This window comes from Streptomyces sp. TRM64462 (assembly GCF_013362995.1).
Classification (GTDB): domain Bacteria; phylum Actinomycetota; class Actinomycetes; order Streptomycetales; family Streptomycetaceae; genus Streptomyces.
In genome coordinates, this window is record NZ_JABWDV010000302.1 from 1 (window position 1) to 23,861 (window position 23,861).

Below are 23,861 nucleotides of genomic sequence, written 5' to 3' on the forward strand. Positions count from 1 at the left end.
CTCGCGGCCGATCCGGTCGCGTTCGGCGCGGGTGCGGCGCTCGGCGGGGAGGTCGTCGGCGCGCCGCCGGAACTCCGCGACGGCGGCGGCGACGGCCGCGCGCAGGTCGTCGGCGCCGGGCAGGCCGGGGACCTCGTGCCAGCCGCCGCGCGGCGGGAGGACGCCGGTCCAGGGCGGCCCCGTGACGGGCGACGGCACGACGGCCTTGCCCTCGGACTCCTCGATGCCCTCCAGGAGGTCGCCGGCCGAGACGGTGACGTCGAGGCGCGCCGACTCGTCGAGGAGGCCGGCGGTACGGATGGCCAGCACCTCGAACGAGGGCGGGCGCCCGAAGACGGCCAGGGCGCCGGCGCCCGCCTGGAGGCGGACGGCGGCGGCCCGGTCGTAGTGGATCAGCCGGGCCAGGAAGGCGGCGATGCCCGCGGCCTCCCTGGCGTCGGCGAAGTGGAGCGGCGAGGCTGCGGGCGCCGTCATGCGGCGGCGCCCCCCGAGCGCATCCCGTCGTCCACGTAGTCCTGGAGGAACATCCGCTCCTCCTCGCTGATACGGCGCGGCCGCTGCTCCTGGAGGTCGTAGGGGACGACGACGGTCGACGCCCGTACGTACACCTGCTCGGGGTCCTTGATCTCGTACGCGATCGTCAGGGACGCCGCGCCGATCTTGGTGACCCACGACTCGATGGTCACCGGCTCGTGCCGGTGGACCAGCGGGCGCAGGTAGTCGATCTCGTGGCGGGCCACGACGGAGCCGCCGGAGAACGACGGGGAGCCGTCGCCCGGCGCCAGCCGGAACATGAAGTCGATCCGGGCCTCCTCCAGGTAGCGGAGGAAGACCACGTTGTTGACGTGCCCGAAGGCGTCCATGTCCGACCAGCGCAGCGGACAGCGGTAGATATGTCGAGCCACTTCGAAGCGCCGCCTCAGCCCCGGGTGAGCTTCTTGTAGGTGGCACGGTGCGGACGGGCCGCGTCCGGGCCGAGCCGCTCGATCTTGTTCTTCTCGTACGACTCGAAGTTGCCCTCGAACCAGAACCACTTCGACTCGCCCTCGTACGCCAGGATGTGCGTGGCGACGCGGTCGAGGAACCAGCGGTCGTGGGAGACGACCACGGCGCAGCCGGGGAACTCCAGCAGCGCGTTCTCCAGCGAGGACAGCGTCTCGACGTCGAGGTCGTTGGTCGGCTCGTCGAGGAGCAGCAGGTTGCCGCCCTGCTTGAGGGTGAGCGCCAGGTTGAGGCGGTTGCGCTCACCGCCGGAGAGGACACCGGCGGGCTTCTGCTGGTCCGGGCCCTTGAAGCCGAAGGCGCTGACGTACGCGCGGGACGGCATCTCGACCTGGCCGACGTTGATGTAGTCGAGCTCGTCGGAGACCACGGCCCACAGGGTCTTCTTGGGGTCGATGTTGGCGCGGCTCTGGTCGACGTAGCTGATCTTGACGGTGTCGCCGACCTTGATGACGCCGGAGTCCGGCTCCTCCAGGCCCTGGATCATCTTGAACAGCGTGGTCTTGCCGGCGCCGTTCGGGCCGATGACGCCGACGATGCCGTTGCGCGGGAGGGTGAAGGACAGGTCGTCGATGAGGACCTTCTCGCCGAAGGCCTTGCTGAGGTTCTCGATCTCGACGACGACGTTGCCCAGGCGCGGGCCCGGCGGGATCTGGATCTCCTCGAAGTCCAGCTTCCTGGCCTTCTCGGCCTCGGCGGCCATCTCCTCGTAGCGGGCGAGCCGGGCCTTGGACTTGGCCTGGCGGCCCTTGGCGTTGGAGCGGACCCACTCCAGCTCTTCCTTGAGCCGCTTGGCGCGCTTGGCGTCCTTCTGGCCCTCGACCTTGAGGCGGGCCTGCTTGCTCTCCAGGTACGTGGAGTAGTTGCCCTCGTACGGGTAGGCGCGGCCGCGGTCGAGCTCCAGGATCCACTCGGCGACGTTGTCGAGGAAGTACCGGTCGTGGGTGATGGCGACGACGGTGCCGGCGTACTTGGCGAGGTGCTGCTCCAGCCACTGCACGGACTCGGCGTCCAGGTGGTTGGTGGGCTCGTCGAGGAGGAGCAGGTCGGGGGCCTCGAGGAGCAGCTTGCAGAGGGCGACGCGGCGCTTCTCACCACCGGAGAGGTTGGTGACCGGCCAGTCGCCGGGCGGGCAGCCGAGGGCGTCCATGGCCTGCTCGAGCTGGGCGTCGAGGTCCCAGGCGTTGGCGTGGTCCAGCTCTTCCTGGAGCTTGCCCATCTCCTCCATCAGCTCGTCGGTGTAGTTGGTCGCCATCTCCTCGGCGATCGCGTTGAACCGGTCGAGCTTGCCCTTGATCTCGGCGACGCCGTCCTGGACGTTCTCCAGGACGGTCTTGGTCTCGTCGAGCGGCGGCTCCTGGAGGAGGATGCCGACGGAGTAGCCGGGCGACAGGAACGCGTCGCCGTTGGAGGGCTGCTCCAGGCCCGCCATGATCTTGAGCACGGTGGACTTACCGGCGCCGTTCGGGCCGACCACACCGATCTTCGCGCCGGGCAGGAAGCTCAGCGTCACGTCATCGAGGATGACCTTGTCGCCGTGCGCCTTGCGCGTCTTGCGCATCGTGTAGATGTACTCAGCCAAGAGAAACCGTCCGGCAATCAGTAGGGGTCGTTTCAGCGGCTCCGCCGCGTCAGGGCAGATACACCCCATCTTGCCGTACCGCCACCCCGGGGCGGAAACCGCCTGGCGAGGCGGTGGGGCAGGGGCGGTTCCCGGGAAGGGGCGGCCCCGGGAAGGCGGCGGCCCCGGGTGCGGGGGTGTGCACTCCGGGGCCGCCGTTCGGGGTCACTCCCGCGTCACCGCGGGTGCGGGGTCACTGCCCTGCCGTGGCGCCCTTCTTCTTGCGGAGGAAGAAGACCGCCCCGCCGCCGACGAGCAGGAACGCGACGGCGATGCCCGCGATCATCGGGGTGGCGCTGGAGGCGCCGGTCTCGGCGAGGTCGCCGCCGCCGGTCGAGCCGGTGGCGCCGGTCGTGCCCGTGCCGGTGGTGCCGGACGAGGTGGTGCCGCCCGTCTGGGGGCTCGGCTCGTTGCCGGGCTCCCCGCTGCCGCCGCCGGTGGTCGGCGTGGTGCTGCTGGTGGTCTTGCAGTCGAGGACGCCCTTGAACGTCTTCTTCTCGCCGCCGGGCAGCTCGATGGTGAAGTCGTACGCCTGGTCCTCGGCCACGGGGATGGTCACGGTCTTGGACTCGCCGGCGCCGATGGCGTACCTGAAGCCCATGAGGGAGAAGCTGAACGGCTCGTCGCCCTCGTTCGTGGCGGTGAGGTCCACGCCGCCCTTGGCGCAGTTCTTCTTCGCGGACAGCGCCGGGATGGCGCCCTTCTTCGCCCAGGTGGCGGTGGCCGTGGCGGAGACGGTGGACTCGCTGGAGCCCGCGAGGATCTGCGTCTGGCTCTTGCTGACGCTGGCGAAGGCGCGGCCGACGGACACGGACGTCGTGGCCTGCACCCCGAAGGCGGCGGAGCCGTCGGCGGCGCCGGCCGGGACGTCCACGTACAGCTCGGTGCCGTCGGTGGCCTCGGTGACCGGCTTGCCGTCCTTGTCGGTGACCTTGACGCCGGTGGCGGCGGACTCGGCCGGGAGGTTCACGGACGCGCGTTCCGCGTTGGTGTGGACCTTGATCGGGCCGAGCCTGGTGCCCGCGGGGCCGGACACGGCGGCCGGGTCCAGGCTGAGCGACGCCTTGGGCTCCTGGAGGTTCTGCGCCTTCGCCTCCAGCCAGTCGGCGAGCTGCTCGGCGGCCGGGTCGAGCGCCTCGACGTCGACGCCGTCCGAGTACCGCCAGATGGCGACCTGGGTGCCCGCGGCCGCGGTCTCCTTGGTCAGGGCGCCGTCGACACCGGCCTTGCCGGCGAGCCCCGCGAGGTCGTCGACCTGCGGGTACGAGTTCTGGAGGATCCAGCGGATCTTCCCGGCGTCCTTGTTCTGCCCGAGGGACGTCTGGTCCCAGGGCGTCTCGAGGTACTTGGCGTTCGGCTTGGTCGGGTTGTGGATGTCGATGCAGTACGTCTTGAGGGTGCCTCCACCCTCGACGGCCATCTCGAACAGCCCCGCGGGCAGCGGCTTGTCCTTGCCGTCCGCGTGGATCACCGCACGGTCGTACGTGGTGAGCCCGTTGAGGGTGGCCGACGCGCCGCCCTGGTGCTGGGGGCCTTCGTCGGCCACGGCCACGGCCGCCCCCGCTATGGAACCTCCGGCGATCAGGCCCGAGGTCAGGACCGCTGCGGCGACACGGCCGGCCAGCCGCTTCCGCCTCTCTACAGAAAACGAAGCAAACACAGATTTCCCCTCTGGGCGAGATCCCTTCGCGTGAGACACGGCGTGAGACACGTGGGGGGTGGGACTCGCCTGATGACTCAAGTGCCCCGTGAGTACCCGGGAATCCTAGAGAGACGGCCTACGAGAGTCCCCCCTGATGTTCTCGCTCAACCATTCCGAATCTCAATCGTTATCGTGAACCCGGCGCGGACGCACGGCTCTTCGCTCAGGACGCTCCCAAGTGCCCGGCGCGTTCCGCTTCATGAGGTCATGAGTCATGAGGTCACGAGCTCTTTCTCCTCCGCCGCCTCCTTCGCCTCGGCCGCCGCCTCCTCCTCCGCCGTTGTCGGCGCGGTCTCCGTGTCCGGTGGGGCAGCGCGCCGGTTGGCTCGGCGGAAGGCGGACGTCCCGCGGGACAGGTCGTGGCCGACGGCGACCGCGTCGATGTCGACGAACGTCCTGCGCTTGCCCTCCCAGTCGCCCTCCTCGCGGACCCTCAGCCTGCCGTGTACGACGAGGGGTTCGCCGACCGAGACGGAGGCGGCGAGGTTGGCGCCGAGGGACCGCCAGGCGCTCACCGAGTAGAAACTCGTGGGTCCGTCGGTCCAGGTCGCGCGCTCGCGGTCCCAGCGGCGTGACGTGGCCGCGAAGCGGAACTTGGCGACTCCGCCCGTGGCCGTCTCCCTGTACTCCACGCTCGTCGCCACGTTCCCCACGACGGTCACCATGGTGTCGTTCATGACGTCTGCCCCCTCCTGGTCGATCTTGTCGATCACGCCCGTGCGCTTTCTTCTGCCGTCCATGCTGGACGCGCCGCGCGGATCGTGCTGGGGCCTGTGGAGGAGCGGGGCGTTGTGGAAAACTCCGTCACCCGTTGCGGACGCGGCGGCCGGACACCGTCGCGTACTGCTGGCGCACCTCCCTGTAGCGCATCAGCTCGGCCGCGATGGGGTCGAGGACCATGGCCCGCCCGCAGGCCGCCGCGGCCTCGCGCAGCCGCCGTTCGGTGTCCTGGCCGTACCGCCGGGCCGGCCCGCGGGCGGCGGCCGCGCACGCCCATTCGACGAGCGGTCCGCCGACGATCCCGGCGAGCATGACGAGCGCCGGCGGCAGCAGGCCGGGGTCCAGGACGCCGACGATCTGGCCCACCAGCCACAGGGCGCCGACGATCTGAAGCAGGGTCATGGACATCTGGAGGAGCGCGGCGACGGGCCACCACGCGGGCCGTGGCGGCCGTTTGCCGGACGTGGGTTCGCGGGCCTCGACCGCGAGGGCGTCGAGGGCTTCGGGGAGCCCGCGGGAGCCTCGTACCGCTGCTTCGCGTACGGCCTGGGCCCAGGGGGCGGGCAGGCCGTCGGCGGCCTCGTCGGCGACGATGCGGACGGCCTGCTCGACGCGTTGACGTGCCGTCGGCTCGTCCTCGGCGGGCGTCGGGTCCTGCTGCTCTGCCGCGCCGGGGGTGCGCATCCGCTCGTACCAGCGCCACAGCCGCAGCCACGGGGTGCCGCAGGCGCGGCCGGCGTTGCGCCGCCACGCGCGTTCGGCGGCCTCGCCCGCCGCGGTGGCGCCGACGGCGACGGCGAGGCGGGCCCCGAAGTCGTCCTGGGAGCGTTCGCCGAGGCCGGGGCGGCCCTGGCCGACGTACACGGACCGCAGGCGGGCGGCGGCCGCGTCGACGTCGGCGGCGATCCGGCGGGCGGCGGCGCCCCTGCCCTGGACGAACGCGCCGAGCATCTCGCGCAGCTCGACCATGCCCTCACCGGTGAGGGCGGACACGGCGAGCACGGTGGCGCCGGGTTCGCCGTGCTCGCCGAGTGCCATGCCGTCCTCGTCGAGGAGGCGGCGCAGGTCGTCGAGGACCTGGTGGGCGGCGTCGCCGGGGAGGCGGTCGATCTGGTTGAGGACGACGAAGGTGACCTCGGCGTGTCCGGCGAGCGGCCGCAGGTAGCGCTCGTGGAGGGCGGCGTCGGCGTACTTCTCGGGGTCGACGACCCAGATGACGGCGTCGACGAGCGACAGGACGCGGTCGACCTGGCGGCGGTGCGCGGTGACGGCGGAGTCGTGGTCGGGCAGGTCGATGAGGACGAGGCCCTGGAGCGCCTCGTCGCCGCTGCCGCCCGCGAGGGGCCGGCGGCGCAGCCGGCCGGGGATGGCGAGCCGGTCGAGGAGGCCGGCGGCGCCGTCGGACCAGGCGCAGGCAATGGGTGCGCCGCTGGTGGGGCGACGCAGTCCGGTCTCGGAGATCGGGACCCCTGCCAACGCATTGATCAAAGTTGACTTCCCGCTTCCCGTGGCGCCGGCGATGGCGACGACGGTGTGCCGGGAGGACAGGCGCTGTCGGGCGGCGGCCTCGTCGAGTACGCGGCCGGCCTCGGTGAGCGTGTCGGTGTCGAGCCGGGTCGCGGAGAGGCCCATGAGCTCGCGCAGGGCGTCGAGGCGTTCACGGAGGGTGCCGCCGTAGGCGCTGCCGATGGGGGTGTCCGCGCCGCCGCCGTCGCCTCCCAAGGGCCCCGCCGGGTCGCGGTCCCCGGTGATCGGGTCCGGCTCGGAGTCGTCGTACACGGCCCGGTCGTTGACGCGGCGGGCGATCAGCCCGTCGTCCCAGCCCTGTTCCACGGCGCTCACCGGCCGTCACCTCTCCTTCTGCAGTACGGACAGCGCGGCGATCAGGGCGGCCTGCGGTTCGGGGGTCACCCCGAGTGCGTCGAGCGGGGCGAGGCGCCGGTCCCGTTCCTCGTGCAGGACGCGGTCGATGGCCGTGCCGGTCAGCTCGCCGGCCCGGTCGTGGAGGCGTACGGTGCCCTGCGCGCCGAGCAGCTCGGCCAGCTGTTCCCCGGCGCCGCGGACTCGGCGGCCGCCGAGCAGGGCGGTGGCGAGGAGCGCGGCGACGGTCTCGGGGTCGGGCGGCGAGGTGCGTTCGGTGCGCCGCACCTCGTCCTCGGCCAGCTCCTCCAGGACGCGGCGCCAGCGGCGTACGGCCATGGCGACGCGTTCGTCGGCCTCCCGGTCGAGCCGGGGGGTCGCGCGGCGCAGGGCCGCGGCGGACGGTTCGCGGCGCCAGGCCTCCTGGACGCGCTCGTCGGCGGCGGCGACGGCGCAGTGGAGGAGCGCGGTGAGGGACTCGGCGAGCGCGTCGAGCAGCTCGGTGGCCGTGGAGTCGCGGGGGTGGGCGCGCCAGCGGGTGCGGGCGTCGCCGGACAGCACGGCGCCGCGCCGCAGCTCGCGCCGTACGCGTTCGCGCTCCTGTTCGTACGCGGCTTCGACGGCGCCCGTGAGCCGTACGGCGGCGGCGTTCTGCGCGGCGACGGCGCCTGCCAGCTCGGGCAGCCGGACGCGGAGCGAGTCGATGACGCCGCCGGCGGTGCGGAACACGGCCTGCTGGCGGGCGGCGGGGTCCTGGGCGCGGTGTGCGAGCCAGGTGCGCAGGGGGGCGACGGCGGTGTCGGGGAGCAGGCCGGTGCCGCCGTCGGCGGACTCGGGCAGTTCGGGGATGGTGAAGCGCGGTACGTCGCCGAGTCCGGCGCGTACGAGGAGGGCCTCGTACTGGCGGGACACCTCGGTGATGACCTGGTGCGGGACGCGGTCGAGGACGGTGACGAGGGTGGCGTCGTACTCCTTGGCGGTGCGCAGCAGGTGCCAGGGGACGGCGTCGGCGTACCGGGAGGCGGTGGTGACCATCACCCAGATGTCGGCGGCGCAGATGAGGCGGGCGGCGAGTTCGCGGCTCTCGACGACGAGCGAGTCGATGTCGGGGGCGTCGAGGAGGGCGAGGCCGCGGGGCACGGTCTCGGCGGTGTCGATGCGCAGCGCGGGCCCTTCGCCGGGCTCCTCGTCGCCGTCGGGGTCCCCGGGCCGTACGCCGCTGAGGCGCGGCAGCCGGGGCAGGACGCGGGGGTCCGCGAACCAGTGGCGGTCGTCGGGGTGGCAGACGAGGACGGGGACGCGGGTGGTGGGCCTGAGCACGCCGGCCTCGCTGACGCGGCGCCCCACAAGGGAGTTGACGAGGGTGGACTTGCCGGCGCCGGTCGATCCGCCGATGACGGCGAGGAGCGGCGCTTCGGGGTCCCTGAGGCGGGGCACCAGATAGTCGTCGAGCTGTGCGAGCAGCTCGGCCCGCGTCTGGCGCGCCCTGGGCGCCCCTGGGAGGGGCAGCGGGAGACGCACAGCGGCGACACGGTCGCGCAGGGCGGAGAGTGCGTCGAGGAGCTGAGGCCGTACGTCCAAGGTCACCACATGTGAAGAATGCCCAATTTCACCATCTTTTTGAAGCGTATGACCCTCCCTGCGCGCCGATCGGACACAGGGGACACACGGGATGAGTGGGACGCAGGCATAACGAGTGCACAACACCCGGGGCGTGAGGCGCGAAAAGCGCTGCGGGAATCGCACCTGCCTGCGATTATCGGGTTCGCTTCACCGAACCTCCACATCGTGCCACGCAGGTGAAGCGACCGGGCCAAGGTGATCGGAGCCCTATCCTTGACCCCGGCAAGGTCACGGACCACCCACCCCGGGCTCCAGAGGCCACAAGGCCACCACCGGCCCCCGTAGCTCAGTGGATAGAGCAGGTGCCTTCTAAGCACTTGGCCGCAGGTTCGAGTCCTGCCGGGGGCGCTCCTTGTACGGCCCTCCTTCGGGAGGGTCTTTTTGCTGGTCAGGGGCGGTTTCAGTCGGGGGCGAGCGTGCCGGAGCAAGGGCTCCGGAGGGCTTGATCTGTCCGGCTGAAACCGGCCAGAGGCGGCCTCCGGCGGCCGTTCGGCCCGAAAACGGCCCGAAGTTTCAGGCCGCCCGCTGCCCGCCTCACTCTGCCCCACGCGCTCTTCTCTGCCGGTCAGCCCCGGGCCGGACGACCGTCAGTTGTCCCTCGACTCCGGCGGGCAAGCAGGAGCGCTGCACCGGGTGCGGCGAGGAGAGCGAGGAAGCGAAGATCGCGACGAGGTCATGCGGCACGCTGCTGCTGAAGCTGGCACACCACAAGTATTGATCCCCGACGACGGGCTCTGCCCACGCCTGCCAGCCGAACCGTCCGGGCCGCGGGTCGGCGTCGCGGACGAGCGGAGGCACCTCCTCCAAGGAGATGCCGGCCGAGAGTCCGGGAGCGAGAGCGGCCGTGTGCGGACGGTCGATGTCGCGAGCCCATCCCTGGGCGCAGACCGCCGCCACGACGGCTTCGGGGCCGCCGAAGGAGAACGCGGGTTCTGTGCGGGCGTCGAGGGCGAGAAGGAAGTCGGTCAGCGCCTCATGGGGGAGGCTGGCAGTGAAGTACGCGTTCCACTCTGCCAGGGCGCTATCCGGACGGGTCCGGGCCGAGACCTGCCAGGCAACCGGAAGGTCTCCCAGTTCGAAGGAGCAGGCAGCGCGTGTCCACTCGGCGCCGCATAGCCCGTTGGGGCTCGCGTAGAGGAAGGTGTCGCAGGCGGTCGGCCACATTCGCCAGCCTACGGACGAGAGGGCCGCGCCCACCTGGTCGGCGAGAGCCTCGTCGTCGCCGGCCAGGTGGCGAGGGGTGACCCAGTAAATCGGGCCGGAGAGGGAGGAATCGTCGTGGTGCTGCCGGTACAGGGCGCCTCCATGCGGTTGAGGTTCTGAGGGTCGTCCACGTTGACATGGCCACGGAAACGTCTCCAGTCCTTTGGGCTTCTTCCTCGTCTGCCTCCGGCGAACTGGCACGACAGAGGGGCTCGGTCGTGACCGAGCCGTGTGATCCGGTACCCCGGCCGCTCGTGGCGGCTGTCAGAAGTAGGTGCGATGATCCGCCGTATGGCTACCTGGCTCGACAGCACCGACTTCGCCCGCTACGCGCTCATCCCTGAGGAACTTCTCCTGCATGGGAAGGGACGGAGGCGGACGAGGTGATCGACGCGTACGTGGCGGCCCTGCGCCTGGCCAGCCACGGCGTCCTGACGCTCGGCGCTGAGCCTTCCCTGTCGAGTTGAACGTGTTGAGTTCTACTGGCGGCCGACCTCTGTGTCTTGGGCGTGTGTTCGGGTGCTCTGCGGAGTGCGCCTGTAGTCTGGTTCCGTGGGTTCGCTTGGGGGGAAGACGCTGAGATCTCCGGCGCCACTTGCCCTGGCCTTTTCGGTCAGTCAGGTGAAGCGTCTGATGACAGCTGTTCCGCGAACCGAGGCAGCAGCCATCACGGATGCCCGGAACCGCTTGGCCCATTTCGCTGGTCCGGTGGACCTGGATCAGGTGCAGCATCCGCTGGTGACCGCCAGCTGCGAAGAACGTGCTGAACTTGTGATGAGCCTCGCGCGGCTTGCCCCGGGGACCCCCTTCGCCAGCGTGTGTGAGCGCTTCGCGGAAGCGATTCGGCAGCTTGAACTGATGGACGTCCCTGCGGCCTGGGTTGAGCACTCGCGGAAGCGCGAACTCATGATGGCGGGCGAGGTCATGCGGTTCGTGCAGCATGCCTGGAGCCTGGCTGGCCAGATCGATGACCTCCAAGCCGGGCAAGATGCCCTATGCGGACGTGGACCGCGGACTCAACGGGTCCTCAGAAAGGCGCGGATCCCCCTCTGGGTCGTGAACGCCCTCAAGGACATCGACCCTTATGACTTGAGGTCGATGACAGCCGTGGCGCTCCTGGACCTCGCTGACTTCAAGGACCCTGAGCTCCTTCACCGGGGTGAAAGGTCCCGGGATGCCTTCCTGGCTGAGGCTGCATCCGCGCTCCAGGTCTTGCGGGTGTTGACGATCCTGAATGTGGAGCCCGCCGCATGGAACGAGCTGCTTGAGCGTCTCGACGCCCGACTGGAGGCGGCTGAACGCCCCGATGCTTCGCGAGTTGGGGAGGTAGCGGTTCCTCCAAGGCCGTGTCGCCCGCCTGGCGAGCTCGTGTTGGCGGAGCCCAGGGTTCCGAGAGCGCCTGGCTGCGTAGCCCCTCGTCGTTCCATCGACATGGGCCGCCGCCGTGTGCAGCGTTGGAAGGCGTTGGCGAGCGCCTGACCGTGTAGCGGTGAGTCGGTCATTCTCTGAAACCCAGAGGACCGATCATGACCTTCGACAACTACCTTTCCGCGGCCTCGCTGGTCGTTGCCTTGGCCTCCCTCGGAGTCCAGGTCATCGACCCCCGAAGCAAGCGCGAGAAGGACCACGATGTCGAGCCCTCCGAGACGGCGAGTGCCAAAGCCCTGGACCTGACGCAGGCAGCGAGCCGGACTCCTCGGAGAACGCTTCCGATCCCACCGGGGAGGGAAGCGAGATCGATGAGTAAGTGATCTGGCCTGGCCGGTACGCAACGACGCCCCGGCCAGGCCAGCTCTTCTCCTACCCGCAGTTCATCTAGCGCTTGGGGAGCAGGGAGTTGAGTCGTGTGAACAGCTGGTCGGCGCGCGTGATCGTTGCCGCGTCGATGCGCGGGGCGAGCGCTGCCTGTTCGCGGAGGAGAACGGCCGCCGGCTTGTAGTGGTTGAACCGAGTGGCAATCTTGCGCTTCTTGAACACCGTCTCGACCTGCCGGACGACGCGGGGGTCCTTGGCGTTGAGTTCCGAGGCGTCGATCGGGGTGGTGAGCTGGTCCGCATAGGCACGATTGACGAGGTCGAGGTAGAAGTCGCGGTCGAACAGGTCCTCGACATCTGCATCGCCCGTGCCGGTGAACTCGCTGATCTCGACGAGGCCGTTCTTGGCGAGCTGGTCGTTGTCCCGGAGGCGCTGGACGGCCCCGACGTCCTTGGTGCTGGAGTCGACAAGGACGGCGACGTTCAGCTTGTTCGCGCCCAGCAGGGTCACGAAGGTGGACAGCTTGCCGGAGCCACCGATGGGGGTCTTCACCCAGCGAGGATCGAGTCCGGTGGAGCCGTTTGCCTCGGCGACGTCGGTGAGGACATCGAGGTAGATCAGGTCGCTCGGGCCTTCGAGGAGCAGGGTGTGCTCGCCCACAAACAGCGTCTGGGTCATCTCGACACCCATCGCGGTCAGGAGCGGGAAGGCGGTGTCTTCGTCGGCCTTGAAGATCTCCGAGGAGACCTTCGCTCCGCCGCGCTCCATATCCATGACCGTCCTGACCCTCTGGAGGTTGTCGGGGTCGACCATGAACGGGGAGTGGGTGGTGTAGAGGACCTGGTGCTTGGGGGCCAGGCGCTCGTCGATGAGACGGAGCAGGTCCTCCTGGGCCCGGCCGTGAAGGGACAAGCCGGGCTCGTCCAGGAGGAGAATCAGGTCAGTGCTGCCCGCCGCTTCCAGCTCGTTGAAGTAGGCGAGGAAGGAGAAGAACCACACGAAGCCGCGGGACCGCTCGTCGAACGGCACCGAGGCGCGGTGCCGGGTGTTGAAGACGCGGACCTGGAGGATCGGTCCCTCGTTGAAGGGCGGCAGGGCTCCGGTCTCAGGGGCCAGGACCTTCAGCTGCACTTCCAGCTCGGTGTTCTGCGACCAGTAGTCGAAGACCTCGTCCGAGATGACGTTGCCGGAGTTCTCCAGTTCCCGGATGAGCCGTTCGTGCTGGTCGGAGTCCTGGAACTCCTCCGGCGAAACTCCCGCCATGTCCAGCAGGCTCAGCAGAGCCCGCTCACCGCGCGTGATGTCTCTGGACGCTCGCCGCCGGATCAGATCGGGCAGGGCGACCTTGCCCGGCATCGTGTCGTAGTCCGCGAAGTAGACGAACTTCGGCATCGACGGGCTGGCGTACTGGTCGATGAGGTGACACCCGAGACTGCCGTTGCGCCAGCCGCGGATGCGGTCGGCCAGCGCGGTGGCGTCGGACGGAAGCTCGTCCAGTTCGTCGAAGGTATCGAGGAGGTCCGCGACGGTCTTCGCACTCTCGAGGGCCTTGGCGGCTGCGGCCGGAAGGTCCAGGGCGGAGCGCAGGTGGTTGACGACCTCGGACTCGTCGTGGGAGAAGGTGAAGGTCTTGGTGTTGTCGCGGTAGCCGATGACGACGTCGAACTCGGGGCTCTTCATGGCCTTGGGGCCGAGCTCCTCCGTGATGGCCTTCATCTCCGTGTCGTCGAAGCGGAACGTGGCCCGGACCACGGGGATCTTCTGGCCGGCCGGGATCTGCTTCCGCTCGCGGGTCTTGCGGGCGGGGAAGTCGACCACCTCGTCGAAGGTGGCGGCCTCCACGGGGTTGAGCCGGAAGAGCGCCTGGAGGAGGGTCGTCTTGCCCGACTCGTTCTTCCCGACGAGGCAGGTGACGTCTTCCTCGATGTCGAATATGTCGGAGTATTCGACGGACCGGTAGTTGGTGATGTGTGCCTTGATCAGGTGCATCTTGCCTGGTGGGTCCTTCCTCGCGTGTGCGAGAGGCCCGGCGTGCCAGGTCGAGAGGCGGTGGTCACAACGGCGCGGCGCTGGGTGCCTTCGGCGTTGCGTTCGAGGTATGTTCCAGATGCCAATCAGGAGAGACCCCGGTGCCCGTCGACCTCGACGCCGCCGGGGTCCTCTTTGAGCTAGATCTGAGGGTAGCGCCCGCCTCTGACAACTCCGCTCGATTTGTCTCCCTGTGGCCTCACCCTGATACAGGCTGTGGTTGGGTCGGGAGGCCCCGGAGGTTGTCGGGCCTCTCGGCCAGCTGAAGGCGGAGCTGGCGGTTCTCCATCACAACCTGGTGCAGTGCGCCGACGAGTGCCTCGTTGTCGGCCTTGAGCCGGTCGTTCTCCTTCAGCGCTTCGGCTCGGAGTTCCACGACCTCAGCCACAACGCCGCGCACCGGAGGCAGCCCCGGGACCCGGGGAGCCGACGCCTGCGGGGAGTCAGCATGCCCAGCGCGAGGGTGTCGGCGATGCCGGCGGCCCACTTGTTGATCGTGTTGAACATGGCCGGCGCGGTGGCAATGGCGTCAGCGGGCGGGAGGGGGCGCGGGTCGCCGGGGCTGCGCCACGCCGAGCGGATAGGGGAGCCCGTCTGGGCCTCGATCGCCTCGGTGTCGAGGAAGCCGAGGCCCTGTGGTGTGGCTATGACGCCGACGCCCCAGCCCCGCTCCTGCGCGGCGGTGATCAGCTTGTGGACGTCGTCCGCGATGCTGGCGGCGCAGACGACGACGTGCAGGAAGGGCTTCCTCGACTGATCGCTCATCATCTGTCTCCCTCGTCGGCGGCCAGGATGTCGGCGGTGCTGGCCTTCCACCGTCCGGACTCCCCGCGGAGCCGACGCGGTCTCAGCCCTTTGCGAACACGTCCCAGGCCGCGTAGTAGGCGTGTAGTGCGGCCTCGCTGCCGGAGCCGATGGCGGTCATGATCCGTTGGAAGCGGGCGGAGCGGAGGTCGCCGGCCACGATGACGCGGGGGTGTTGATCGGCAGGCGGGCAGTATCCGTCCGGACCACGGGTCAGGTCACCGGGTGGGGCGGCCGGGGCGTTCCCGATGCTGAGGTATGCGGCATCCGCCGTGATCGTCTGCCGTGCGCCGTTCCTGCCCATCGCTTCCGCTGACACCGATGGAGCTTCTGCGGCACCCAGCGTCAGGTGCTCAACGGGGAAAAGAGTGACTCGGGGGTCTTCGCGGATCTCCTCGATCTTGTATTCGTCCGCCGCCGGGTACGCCACGAGCAAGCGGGTGTCGGTGGTCGGGTTGGCACGGAGGAAGGTGCCGATCGGGCGGTCGCCGCCGAGGACGAGGAGGGCCCGGCCGTCGGCGTCGTCCGCGTCGGCCTGCCAGAGTGGGGGCAGGGTCGGGCCGTCGGGGGCGGTGATCCAGGCGACGTCGCGGGGCTGGAGGGGGCCGACGCCGGTGGCGACGACGGCGTACGGGGCGTTGAGGCGCGTGCCAGTGTCCACCGTGGCGGTCACCTGATCGTCCTCGGCGCGGAGCTCGGTGACGTGTCTGCCGAGTTCGAGGTGGCACAGCTCCGTGCTCTTCAGCTCCGCGACGATGGCGTCGGCAAGCTCGGGGCCGCTGGTGTAGCCGCCGAGGACGTTGTTCAGGGCCGGGATCCGGTAGAGGTTGCGGCACAGCCGGTCCGGCTCGACCAGGATCGTGCGCATGCCGACGCTGGCTGCCATGCGGGCGGCGGCGCAGCCGGCCGGGCCGCCGCCGATGATGATCAGGTCGGTGTCGTACAGCGTGTCGGCCATAGGGCTATTCCAGCACCGAGGCCCCGGCGTACGCAGTGAGTTGGCCGATCACGTGGTCGGTGGTGACGAGCTGGCCGGTTCCGATCAGGCGGCGGGCGACGACGAGGCCGGCGTCGTGGACGTCCGGGCCGGCATCGCTGGCGCAGGCGTCGGTGACGACCCAGGGCGCGTAGCCGTGCTCGAAGGCGTCGGCCGCTGACTTCAGGACACAGCTCTCGGTGGCGATTCCGCAGAAGACGAGGTCGGTCCAGCCTGCCTGGCGGATCATTTCGGCAGCCTCTGAGGTGAGGAGCGTGTAGCCGGTTTTGTCGACGACCGCGTGTGCGTGGGTGGCTGCTTCTGCGAGCTCGGGAACGATCTCGGTCTCGGGTGGTTCCTGGAGCCGACGCCACTGGAAGAAGCGCTCATAGGGGCTGTCCGGATAGTTGAAGTACCGGGTGAAGATCACGGGTCGCCCCGCGGCGAACCACTGGGCGACCAGGTCGAAGACTGCGGGAACGGCGTGGCGGCTGTGGTGGTTCACGAAGCCGTTCTGCATGTCGATCACGACCAGCGCGGCGCTGCCGATGTCCATCCGCTGTCTCCTGCCCCGTGTTCTCACCCGACGCTCTCGCGTAGAGCGTCCTGTGCGGCGCGCAGCCGTTCGGCCAGCCCGCTGGTGTTCATGATGGCCTCCCGCATCAGGACGTGCTGCGCGGTCTCCTGGGCTCGGGCGGTGGTGAGCCGGGAGTAGGCGGCGCGCAGGAAGCGCCAGCCGTACTGCTCGGGCATGGAGGGGTCCTGGCCGTCCTCGATCATCTGCTGGATCTGGCGAGTGAAGCACCAGAGGGCCTGGACGGTCAGCTCGCAGGTGACCAGCTCGTCGATGGTGAGGCTGCGCTCGCGGGAGTGGGAGGCGTACGCGACGCCGGACCAGCCGGCGTAGGCGGTGGAGACTCCCCGCACGCCGAAGGACGTGGAAGACGGCTACCCCGCGATCGAGGGCGGTGTCGAGGACGGCCTGAGATTCGGCACGGGGTTGGTAACTCGCTCCACCGCCCTCCCAGTTCGAAACCGTCCGGTCGCTGACGCCGAGGTAGGCGGCGAAGTCCCGCAGGCTCATGCGCAGGGCGTCGCGTAACAGCCGGGCTTCCCGGCCGGACCATCGCTGCACCGTGACCACCGTCGTACCCCCTGTCCGTCACCCGGTGGAACGCCGAAACGCCCAGCGTAGCCAGCCTTGTTCAGCAGTGGTGCGGCATTGCTGCAGCACCCGTACGTCACCCCCCGCCATTGGTCTCCACCATGCTGGGTCCACCGAGCCGGGGAGGTGCCCTCCGCCACCAGGCGGCCCTCCGCCCGTTCTCTCCTGTACCACCACCAGAAGGAGCAAACGGCATGACCGACATCGTCAAGCGCAACGCCCGCGCCATCCTCCTCGACGGCGACGAGCTCGTCCTCATCAAGCGCACCAAGCCGGGCAGGGAGCCGTACTGGGTGTCCGTCGGCGGAGGGATCGAGGCGGACGACGCGACCATCGAGGCGGCCCTGCACCGGGAGGTGTTCGAGGAGCTGGGCGGCAAGCTGGAGCGCGCCGAGCTCGTCCACCTGATCACCGACGAGCTGGAAGGCGGCGTCGGCGTCCAGCACATCTTCGCCGCGCGCCTGGAGTCGATGGACCTGGCCGCACGGACGGGGACGGAGTTCTCCAAGCCGGAGCGGGGCGGGTACGAGGTGGTCCGGGTGCCCTTCACCGCCGAGGCCGTCCGCGAGCTGAACCTGATGCCGCCGGAGCTCGCCGAGTTCATCGCCGCGAACACGGACGCGATCGTCTCCGTCCTCGACACCCCGATCCGCGAGGCGTGAGCGATGGCGCAGGTCCCGGACTTCGTCAGCCTCAACGGTCCTGACAACGTGGGCAAGACGACCCACCTGGTACGGCTGGCCGAGCGGTGGGACGGCTTCCAGCCGCTGGGCGCGGTCCACGAGCACGACCCCGAGCCGTGGGCGCGGGCGGCGGCCGGCGACTACGCCCGGTGGTGGTTCGAGACGTCCACGACGGTCGAGCTGACCGAGATGCTGCTCGCCGGGCACGCCAAGCGGGCCGCCGCCCGCGAGGCCGGGCGTACAGGGCTGCTCGACCGGGGCCTGTCCATGCTCCTCGCCGTGGCCACCGCGACCTGCGTGGTCAAGGACGGGCTGACGGTCGGCGAGGCGTTCAAAACCGTGACGGGCATCGCCGGTTCGCGAGCCACAGCACCGGAGGTCTCGATTCTCCTGCTCCCGTCCCTCGATGCCGAGCGCAGCTACGCCATCACCAGCGCCCGCGAGGGCCGCCCGTGGACCGGGATCTACCCGGCCTACCAGAAGACGCTGCACGCGGTCCTGCTCCACCAGGCAGAGCACGGCGCGTACACCGCGGTCGTGGACTGCGAGGACCGCTCCCTGGACGACGTACACAGCGACGTAGTCGATCGCCTTGGCCTCAGCCCCCTCACTGATGGGAGTCCCCGATGACCCAGAACTCCCCGCCCCTGGTCCTGCCGCCCGGCCTCGCCCGCGCCATAGCCACGCTCCAGGACAAGGACCTGCACCGCCTTGACGACACCGTCACCCGGCTCCACACCGTCAACGAACGCCTGTGGGACGCCGAGGACCGGGTGAGCGGCGCTCTGCTCTCCGCCACCCAGGTCGCGGACTGCAAGCGGGAGATCGACCAGCTCAACGCCGAACGCAACGCGCTGGCCGAGCGGGCCGACGAGGTCCTCGGCTCGCTGGCGGACGCGGGCCGCGCCGACGCGCCGTTGCACACCGAGACGCTCGCCTCCGTCGTCGACCGTCTGTCGGTACTGACGCTGCGGATCTGGCACAGCGAGCGCGCGGCGGCCCTGGACGAGCTGGCCCGCCGGCGCGTCCCCGCCCTCCATGGCCAGCGGGAGGAGCTGTGCGCCGCCCTCGACGCGCTGGTCTCCGACGTCGTCGCCGGCCGCCGCCGGCTTCCCGTACCGGCCCGGTTCAAGCTGTACGGCCGGGACGACGCCGCCCCCGCGGAGATCAAGCCGAGTCGGCACCTGCACCGGGTCCTCGCCTTCGGTGGGCTGAGCGAGTGCGGCAAGAGCATCAGCGCCGAGTTCGTCCAGCGCACGTGCGGTGCCCAGCGCCTCAAGATCGGCTTCCTGCTGCGGCAGGCGGCTCACCGGGAGGGCCTCGCGGACCCGTACGCGCTCTCGGCCCGTCGGCAGGCAGAACTGCTGCTCGGCGAGCTGAACCGCTTCGCGGACGCCCACGTCGACACGCGGCTGTTCACCATCGAGTCCGTCCACGACGACGCCTCGATCGCCGAGCTCAAGCAGCTCATGGGCGACACCCTCCAGATCGTCTACCTGGACGCCTCCTTCGCCGTACGCGTCGAGCGGTCCGGGACGCCGGCCCAGGCCGTCGCCGCGAAGGACGAGATCAAGATGAGCCGTGGCGCCCACCAGGTCGCCGCACTCGCCGACCACGTCATCGACAACACCGGCAGCATCGCCGCCCTCCGCGCCCGCCTCCGGCACATCGCCGCCCCGCCCGCCGCCACGGCGCTGCGCGTGGCCACCCCGTACGGGCTGGGACTGCCGGCCGCCATCGCCTCGGCGACGGCCGACTTCACCGACGCGGTACGGGCCTACGGCCCCGGCGTAAGGCTCGCCGCCCTGACCGGCAGCCCCGGCGAGGGCAGTTGGATCGCCGGCTGGTCCGACCTGGACCTCCTCATGATCGCCGAGCACGAGACCATCGGCCAGGTGCACGAGGCCCTGGAGCAGTACGGGACCGCCCTGGGCGGTGCGGCCTCCCTCGGCCCCACCCTCGTCACCCCCGGCGAACTGACCGCCCGGCGCCTCACCCCGCGCCTCGCGTTCGTCCTCCACCAGCTCCAGCAGGGCAGCCCCGTCCTCCACGCCGCACCCGACCTCAAACTTCCGACGATCAGCCGGGACGATCTGGCGTTCGCCGCCGTCCGGGAACTCCCCCAGGTCATCCTGACCATGCGCCGACTGCGCGCCCATGCAGGACCGACGGCTCTGCGGCAGCTCTACAAGCACCTCGTGCTCGCCTGCCGCCTCCTCCTGCGCGAACACAACCAGTGGGAGTCCGGCCCCGACCGGATCCTCGCCGCGGCCTCCCGCATGCCGGGCCTTCCCGCCCTCGCGGTGCCCTCCCTGGCCGAGATCGCCCGTGCCTGGCGTGACAGCGACGCCGAGCTCGTGCTCAAGCCCGTCACGACGGCGGTCGACCAGCTCCTCGCCTGGTACGCCGCCCAACTCGCCGCCTGACCAGCCTCCCCCTCCTTCCTTCTTCTCTATCCGACAGGAGCTTCGCCATGCCCGACCCCATCGCCGTGCCGTCCTTCTCCGCCCGGATCGTCGAACGCCTCAGCGTCGGAGCCACGAGCCGCCGCGAGCGCGTCATCCACTCCCTGGACGGCCTGGAGGACCCGGTCCACCCCGACACCCTCGCCCACACCGGAGCCGACCTCTGGCGTCTGCTCCAGGAGCAGGTGCCGGACGGGCTCGGCTCCGTGGACTTCCTCCTCGGCCTGGACGCCGGCGGCGTCCTGCCGACCGTCTCCCTCGCTGGCGCCGCCCACCTCCCGTACAAGATCGCCTGGAAGCTGCACCTCCCCCTCGACGGCGCGGTGCGCTTCAGCGAGCCCCACTCGATGCGCACCGACGTATTCGCGTACGGCATCGCCCCCGGTCAGCGGATCGTCATCGTGGACGACGAGATCACCACCGGCCGGACGCTGGCCGACCTCACCCGCCGCCTCCGCGAGGCCGGCGCCGTCCCGCTGGCGGCGGCTTGCCTGGTCGAGGACACCACCCGCCGAGCCCGCGACCTGCTCACCGACCTCGGCCTGCCGCTCGTCTCCCTCACCACGATCGAAGGCGCGGCGTGACCGTGGTCGCCCCGGCGGGGGTCCGGTTCCACCACGGCTCCCTGGTCATCCCCGCCGGGGCCGTGCACACCACCCCGCTCGGGTACGACCGCGACAGCATTCCCATCGGCGCACCGCTCCCGCTGGCCGCCTCCGCCGAGCTCGTCCACCGCCTGAGCGGGTGCGGCGAGGTCGTGGTGGCCTTCGAGGGGAAGCTCGGCGACACCCTCCTCGCGCTTTCGGGAGTCCGCGCGGTCCTCGACTGGCTCCGGCTGCGGTCGGTTCGCGTGGCCGTCCGGGCGGTGGGTCCGTACGCGGGGCTGATCGCCCGCACCGGGCTGATCACCAAGCCCCAGCCCACCCCGCCCAGCGGCTGGCGGGCCGTGATCGGCGACCGCACGGGCATCGAGGCACACGGCTCGAAAGCAGTGGTGAGCCTGGTACTCGACCCGGCGGCCCCACCGTGCTGGTCGAGCGACGGCCGCGCCCACCCGGACCTGCCCGCCCGCCACTACCTGGCGGTGGAGCGCCGCCTCGGCATCCGCCTGCCCGACACGGCACCCTTCGCTCCCACCCTCGCGACCGGTCCGAACAACCTCGTGGAGGAACTGCGCTCGGTGGGCTGGCTGGGCGGCCTGACCGTCGCCGCCATCACCGCCACCAGCTGGCCGGACCGCAAGGACTACACCGCCCAGCGCTACATCGAACTCGCCGAGCACATCGCGGAGGCCCAGCAGGCCCAGGCCCGGCTGCTGCTCATCGGCGGCAACCCGGGCGACGGCCTCCGCATCGCCGCAGAAGCTCCCCGGCGCCACGTACAGGCCCTCCGCATCGACGGCATGCCGACCGACGGCCTCGCCGACCTCTTCCCGCACTGCCACCTCATCGTCGGCAACGACACCGGCCTCACCCACCTCGCCGCGATGGCCCGCCGCCGGGACGGAAGCTCCCCGCCCGTCATCGGCCTGTACTCCCGCCACAGCCACAGCAAATGGCGCACCGGCCTGCCGCACCACCACGCCGTCGCCACCGCCCTGTCCGACCGCATGCATCAAGGCGACCTCTGTCCCGTCCGCGACGCCATCGCCCCGGACACGAACATCCACATGGACGCCTTCCCGCCCGCCGCGCTGGCCCAGGTCGGCCTGGAACTACTCAACGGGGTGAGACCATGACCTTCCAGCCTCTCCTCCGACTGGGTCCGGTACGGCGCTTCACCCGCAACCTGCTCCGCCCCGTCGACCTCCTCGGCCGCCCGCTGCTCGTGAAGTACACCCGCGACCCGGCCGAGGCCCGCGAGGAGATCCGCGGCCACGCCCGCCTGTCCCGGCACTACCGCGTCCCTGCCCTTCACGCCCACCTGCGCGTGCCGGGCGGGCACCTGCTCGCGTACGAACGCCTCCCCGGCGGCACCGACCAGGGACTCCTGCTCGACCTCCTCAACGCGGAAGAACCGAGCAGCGATCTCCGCAGCTACATGGACCAGCTCACGGCGGCGTACCGCGAGGTCATCCTCATGACGGCATGGCCGGCCGAGCCGGCGCACGTCGTCCGCAAGCTGTACTGGGACCGCGCGGCGCCCGGCGGCCGCCTCAACGCGTACTACGCCGGCAAGGACTTCCTGATCGCCGACGGCCTCATCGACATCCTGGTCTCCCGCCTCGGCACCTACACCCTGAACATCAACGGTTGCCGACACCACCTGGACTGGGCCGCCTCCCTCCGCTGGCTCCGAGCCCACTTCGCCACGGCCAAGCCAGTCTGGGCGGCCCTCACCCAGGGCGACCCCACCGACGTCAACCTCGCTCACCCGCTCGCCTGGTTCGACTACGACACCGCCGGGATGAACAGCATCCCCGGCGAGATCGCCAACTTTCTCTGGTACGCCTCCGCCCTCGGCGGCTGGCTCGTCCCCACGTACAACCCGACCGCCTTCGCCGATCACCCCGCCACCTTCACCCACGTCCCGGCCAACACCCCCGAGATCCGACGAGCGGCAGTCGACCACACCACCAGCACCATCCACATCGACTACACCCCGCGCCTCTCGGCACCCCGGCGAGCCGCCGTGACCGCGTACTGGAACCAGCTCGTACGACCAGTCTCGGACCGTCTCTGGCCCGGCGAGGACCTGGCGAACCTGCTCCGCCCCTACCTCGCCATGCGCATCCTCGGCGTCTACAACCTGGCCGACCTAACCTCTGAGGACCGGCTCGTCCTCCTCGCCCGGCTCGCCGAAGCCAGGAGCCCCGCCTTCGACCCGACCACCTACTTCTGCCCGCTGGAGTCGCCATGCCCGGCCCCCTGAACGGCCGCACCGCCCTGGTCACCGGAGCCACCGGCGGCCTCGGCTCGGCCATCGCCCGCCGCCTCGCCGCCGACGGCGCCACCGTCGCCCTCGCGCACCTCGACGACGACCAGGCCGCAGCGGACCTCGCCACCCACATCGCCGACAGTGGCGGCACCGCGATCTCCCTGGCAGCCGACGTCCGCAATGCCGAGGCCGTGCGTGCCCTCTGCCGCCAGGCCCACGACCAGGTCGGCCCGGTCGACATCCTGATCAGCAACGCCGGCGCCTACCCCCGCTACCCGTGGACGGAGACGACGCCGGCCCGCTGGGACGAGGCACTGACCACCAACCTGACCAGCCACTACCTCCTCGCCCACGAGCTCACCCCCTCCATGACGGCCGTCGGCTGGGGCCGGATCATCACGACCGGTTCCGTCCTCGCCACGGCGGGCCGCCATGACCTCGCCGGCTACATCAGCGCTAAGGCCGGCCTCGAAGGACTCACCCGCGCCCTCGCCCGCGAACTCGGCCCCGCAGGCGTCACCGCGAACTGCGTCGCCCCGGGCTCCATCCGCGTCCCTGCCGAGGACACCGTCGTCGACGACCCCGAGGCCATGACCGCCCGGCAGCTCACCCGCCAGTGCGTCCAGCGCCGGGGCCGCCCAGACGACGTCGCCGCAGCCGTCGCCTTCCTCGCCACCGACGACGCCGGCTTCATCACCGGACAGACCCTGCGCGTCGACGGAGGCTGGATCCTTGGCTGACATCTGGCTCATGCGCCACGGCGCCTACGAAGGCCACCGCCCCGGCTACCACGCCCCACACGAGGCCACCCTCACGCAGGAGGGCCGTGACCAGGTACGCCGCTCCCTCCCCCTCCCCGAGGGCATCACCGCGATTGTCACCAGCCCGATCCCCCGCGCCCGCCAAACCGCCACCCTCGTCTCGCACCTCACGGGCCTGCCGATCGTGGCCCCCTCCGGCCTCCTCGCCGAATGGCGAGCCCCGAGCATCGTCCTCGGCCGCACCGCCGAAACCTACCCGCCCGCCTACCGCGCCTGGCGTGCCCGCCGACTCGCCAACCCCTCCCTACGCTGCGAAGACGGCGAAAGCCTCACAGACCTCCACACCCGTGCCCGCCACTGCGCCGCCTTCCTCCACCACACCGCCCAACGCCACGGCCCGCTCCTGGCCGTCTCCCACACCCTCCTCCTGGGCGTCCTCACCCACCTTCCGAAGGCCCGGCCGCCGCCTTCACCGCCGCCGCGAGAACCCCCTGGCAGTTCGCCGAACGCCGACCATTCATCAGCAAATAGGGCGCGGCGTTCCACGAGCTGCTTCGGCCGCCGGGTGCCGCGGTCACCTGCAGTGAACACCGCATCCCTACAATGCGGGCCTACC

22 protein-coding genes, 1 tRNA gene and 1 pseudogene are annotated in these 23,861 nt (G+C 70.7%); 11 read left to right on the plus strand and 13 right to left on the minus strand.

Going from position 1 to position 23,861, the window contains the following annotated elements; translation table 11 throughout:
• The 7 genes from HTZ82_RS14400 to HTZ82_RS14430 form a co-directional block, all read right to left on the minus strand.
• On the minus strand, positions 1–474 hold a 474-nt coding region (locus HTZ82_RS14400), incomplete at its 3' end, for a hypothetical protein (RefSeq protein ID WP_175409766.1).
• Positions 471–905 (minus strand): thioesterase family protein, encoded by a 435-nt coding sequence (locus tag HTZ82_RS14405; protein ID WP_175409767.1) that lies wholly within the window; start codon positions 903–905, stop codon positions 471–473. The genes HTZ82_RS14400 and HTZ82_RS14405, both read right to left, overlap by 4 nt.
• Positions 906–919: 14 nt before the next feature.
• Positions 920–2,584 carry an energy-dependent translational throttle protein EttA gene (gene ettA / locus HTZ82_RS14410; protein ID WP_175409768.1) on the minus strand — a complete coding sequence of 555 codons (1,665 nt, stop codon included), beginning with the start codon at positions 2,582–2,584 and terminating at the stop codon, positions 920–922.
• 232 nt (positions 2,585–2,816) lie between these two features.
• Positions 2,817–4,283 (minus strand): Cys-Gln thioester bond-forming surface protein, encoded by a 1,467-nt coding sequence (locus HTZ82_RS14415; RefSeq protein ID WP_175409769.1) that lies wholly within the window; start codon positions 4,281–4,283, stop codon positions 2,817–2,819.
• Positions 4,284–4,537: 254 nt separating this feature from the next.
• Complete coding sequence (locus tag HTZ82_RS14420) at positions 4,538–5,002, minus strand: single-stranded DNA-binding protein (RefSeq protein ID WP_175409809.1); 465 nt, start codon at positions 5,000–5,002, stop codon at positions 4,538–4,540.
• 127 nt (positions 5,003–5,129) lie between these two features.
• A complete protein-coding gene (locus HTZ82_RS14425; RefSeq protein ID WP_375540820.1) occupies positions 5,130–6,878 on the minus strand; it encodes a GTPase in 1,749 nt (582 codons plus the stop codon).
• Between the two features lie 15 nt (positions 6,879–6,893).
• Entirely contained in the window at positions 6,894–8,486 is a 1,593-nt protein-coding gene (locus tag HTZ82_RS14430) for a dynamin family protein (RefSeq protein ID WP_175409811.1), read from the minus strand.
• Between the two features lie 317 nt (positions 8,487–8,803).
• Between HTZ82_RS14430 and HTZ82_RS14435 the strand changes: the two genes are divergently transcribed.
• Positions 8,804–8,876: transfer RNA gene (locus HTZ82_RS14435), tRNA-Arg, on the plus strand.
• Between the two features lie 186 nt (positions 8,877–9,062).
• Here the strand turns inward: HTZ82_RS14435 and HTZ82_RS14440 are convergent.
• Positions 9,063–9,692 (minus strand): DUF317 domain-containing protein, encoded by a 630-nt coding sequence (locus tag HTZ82_RS14440; protein ID WP_217624151.1) that lies wholly within the window; start codon positions 9,690–9,692, stop codon positions 9,063–9,065.
• Positions 9,693–10,352: 660 nt separating this feature from the next.
• Between HTZ82_RS14440 and HTZ82_RS14445 the strand changes: the two genes are divergently transcribed.
• Complete coding sequence (locus HTZ82_RS14445; protein ID WP_175409770.1) at positions 10,353–11,210, plus strand: hypothetical protein; 858 nt, start codon at positions 10,353–10,355, stop codon at positions 11,208–11,210.
• A 47-nt stretch (positions 11,211–11,257) separates the two neighbouring features.
• Positions 11,258–11,482 carry a hypothetical protein gene (locus HTZ82_RS14450; RefSeq protein WP_175409771.1) on the plus strand — a complete coding sequence of 75 codons (225 nt, stop codon included), beginning with the start codon at positions 11,258–11,260 and terminating at the stop codon, positions 11,480–11,482.
• A 64-nt stretch (positions 11,483–11,546) separates the two neighbouring features.
• Here HTZ82_RS14450 and HTZ82_RS14455 read toward each other — a convergent pair whose 3' ends face one another.
• The 5 genes and pseudogenes from HTZ82_RS14455 to HTZ82_RS14475 all read right to left on the minus strand — a co-directional run bounded on the left by HTZ82_RS14455 (position 11,547) and on the right by HTZ82_RS14475 (position 16,221).
• Positions 11,547–13,475, minus strand: a complete 1,929-nt coding sequence (locus HTZ82_RS14455) for an ATP-dependent endonuclease (RefSeq protein ID WP_175409772.1) — start codon at positions 13,473–13,475, stop codon at positions 11,547–11,549.
• Between the two features lie 483 nt (positions 13,476–13,958).
• Positions 13,959–14,279, minus strand: a pseudogene (locus tag HTZ82_RS14460) (flavoprotein); the annotation flags it as partial.
• Between the two features lie 82 nt (positions 14,280–14,361).
• On the minus strand, positions 14,362–15,276 hold the full coding sequence (locus tag HTZ82_RS14465) for an FAD-dependent oxidoreductase (RefSeq protein WP_175409774.1): 915 nt from the start codon (positions 15,274–15,276) through the stop codon (positions 14,362–14,364).
• 4 nt (positions 15,277–15,280) lie between these two features.
• Complete coding sequence (locus HTZ82_RS14470; protein WP_175409775.1) at positions 15,281–15,850, minus strand: isochorismatase family cysteine hydrolase; 570 nt, start codon at positions 15,848–15,850, stop codon at positions 15,281–15,283.
• A 23-nt stretch (positions 15,851–15,873) separates the two neighbouring features.
• Positions 15,874–16,221 (minus strand): hypothetical protein, encoded by a 348-nt coding sequence (locus HTZ82_RS14475; RefSeq protein ID WP_254711856.1) that lies wholly within the window; start codon positions 16,219–16,221, stop codon positions 15,874–15,876.
• A 432-nt stretch (positions 16,222–16,653) separates the two neighbouring features.
• Between HTZ82_RS14475 and HTZ82_RS14480 the strand changes: the two genes are divergently transcribed.
• The 8 genes from HTZ82_RS14480 to HTZ82_RS14515 form a co-directional block, all read left to right on the plus strand.
• Positions 16,654–17,121, plus strand: a complete 468-nt coding sequence (locus tag HTZ82_RS14480) for an NUDIX domain-containing protein (protein ID WP_175409776.1) — start codon at positions 16,654–16,656, stop codon at positions 17,119–17,121.
• Between the two features lie 3 nt (positions 17,122–17,124).
• Positions 17,125–17,772 (plus strand): hypothetical protein, encoded by a 648-nt coding sequence (locus tag HTZ82_RS14485; protein ID WP_175409777.1) that lies wholly within the window; start codon positions 17,125–17,127, stop codon positions 17,770–17,772.
• Entirely contained in the window at positions 17,769–19,568 is a 1,800-nt protein-coding gene (locus HTZ82_RS14490) for a DUF4254 domain-containing protein (RefSeq protein ID WP_175409778.1), read from the plus strand. Before HTZ82_RS14485 ends, HTZ82_RS14490 begins: the two co-directional genes overlap by 4 nt.
• A gap of 47 nt (positions 19,569–19,615) precedes the next feature.
• Positions 19,616–20,191, plus strand: coding sequence for a phosphoribosyltransferase (locus tag HTZ82_RS14495; RefSeq protein WP_175409779.1), 576 nt, complete (start codon positions 19,616–19,618; stop codon positions 20,189–20,191).
• The gene (locus tag HTZ82_RS14500) at positions 20,188–21,345 is read left to right on the plus strand and encodes a glycosyltransferase family 9 protein (RefSeq protein ID WP_175409780.1); all 1,158 of its coding nucleotides are present in this window, start codon (positions 20,188–20,190) and stop codon (positions 21,343–21,345) included. The genes HTZ82_RS14495 and HTZ82_RS14500 overlap by 4 nt, the downstream gene beginning before the upstream one ends.
• On the plus strand, positions 21,342–22,478 hold the full coding sequence (locus HTZ82_RS14505; RefSeq protein ID WP_175409781.1) for a hypothetical protein: 1,137 nt from the start codon (positions 21,342–21,344) through the stop codon (positions 22,476–22,478). The genes HTZ82_RS14500 and HTZ82_RS14505 overlap by 4 nt, the downstream gene beginning before the upstream one ends.
• Positions 22,463–23,224 carry an SDR family NAD(P)-dependent oxidoreductase gene (locus HTZ82_RS14510; protein ID WP_175409782.1) on the plus strand — a complete coding sequence of 254 codons (762 nt, stop codon included), beginning with the start codon at positions 22,463–22,465 and terminating at the stop codon, positions 23,222–23,224. Before HTZ82_RS14505 ends, HTZ82_RS14510 begins: the two co-directional genes overlap by 16 nt.
• Positions 23,217–23,861: histidine phosphatase family protein (locus HTZ82_RS14515; protein WP_254711857.1), on the plus strand; the 645-nt coding region annotated here is incomplete at its 3' end. The genes HTZ82_RS14510 and HTZ82_RS14515, both read left to right, overlap by 8 nt.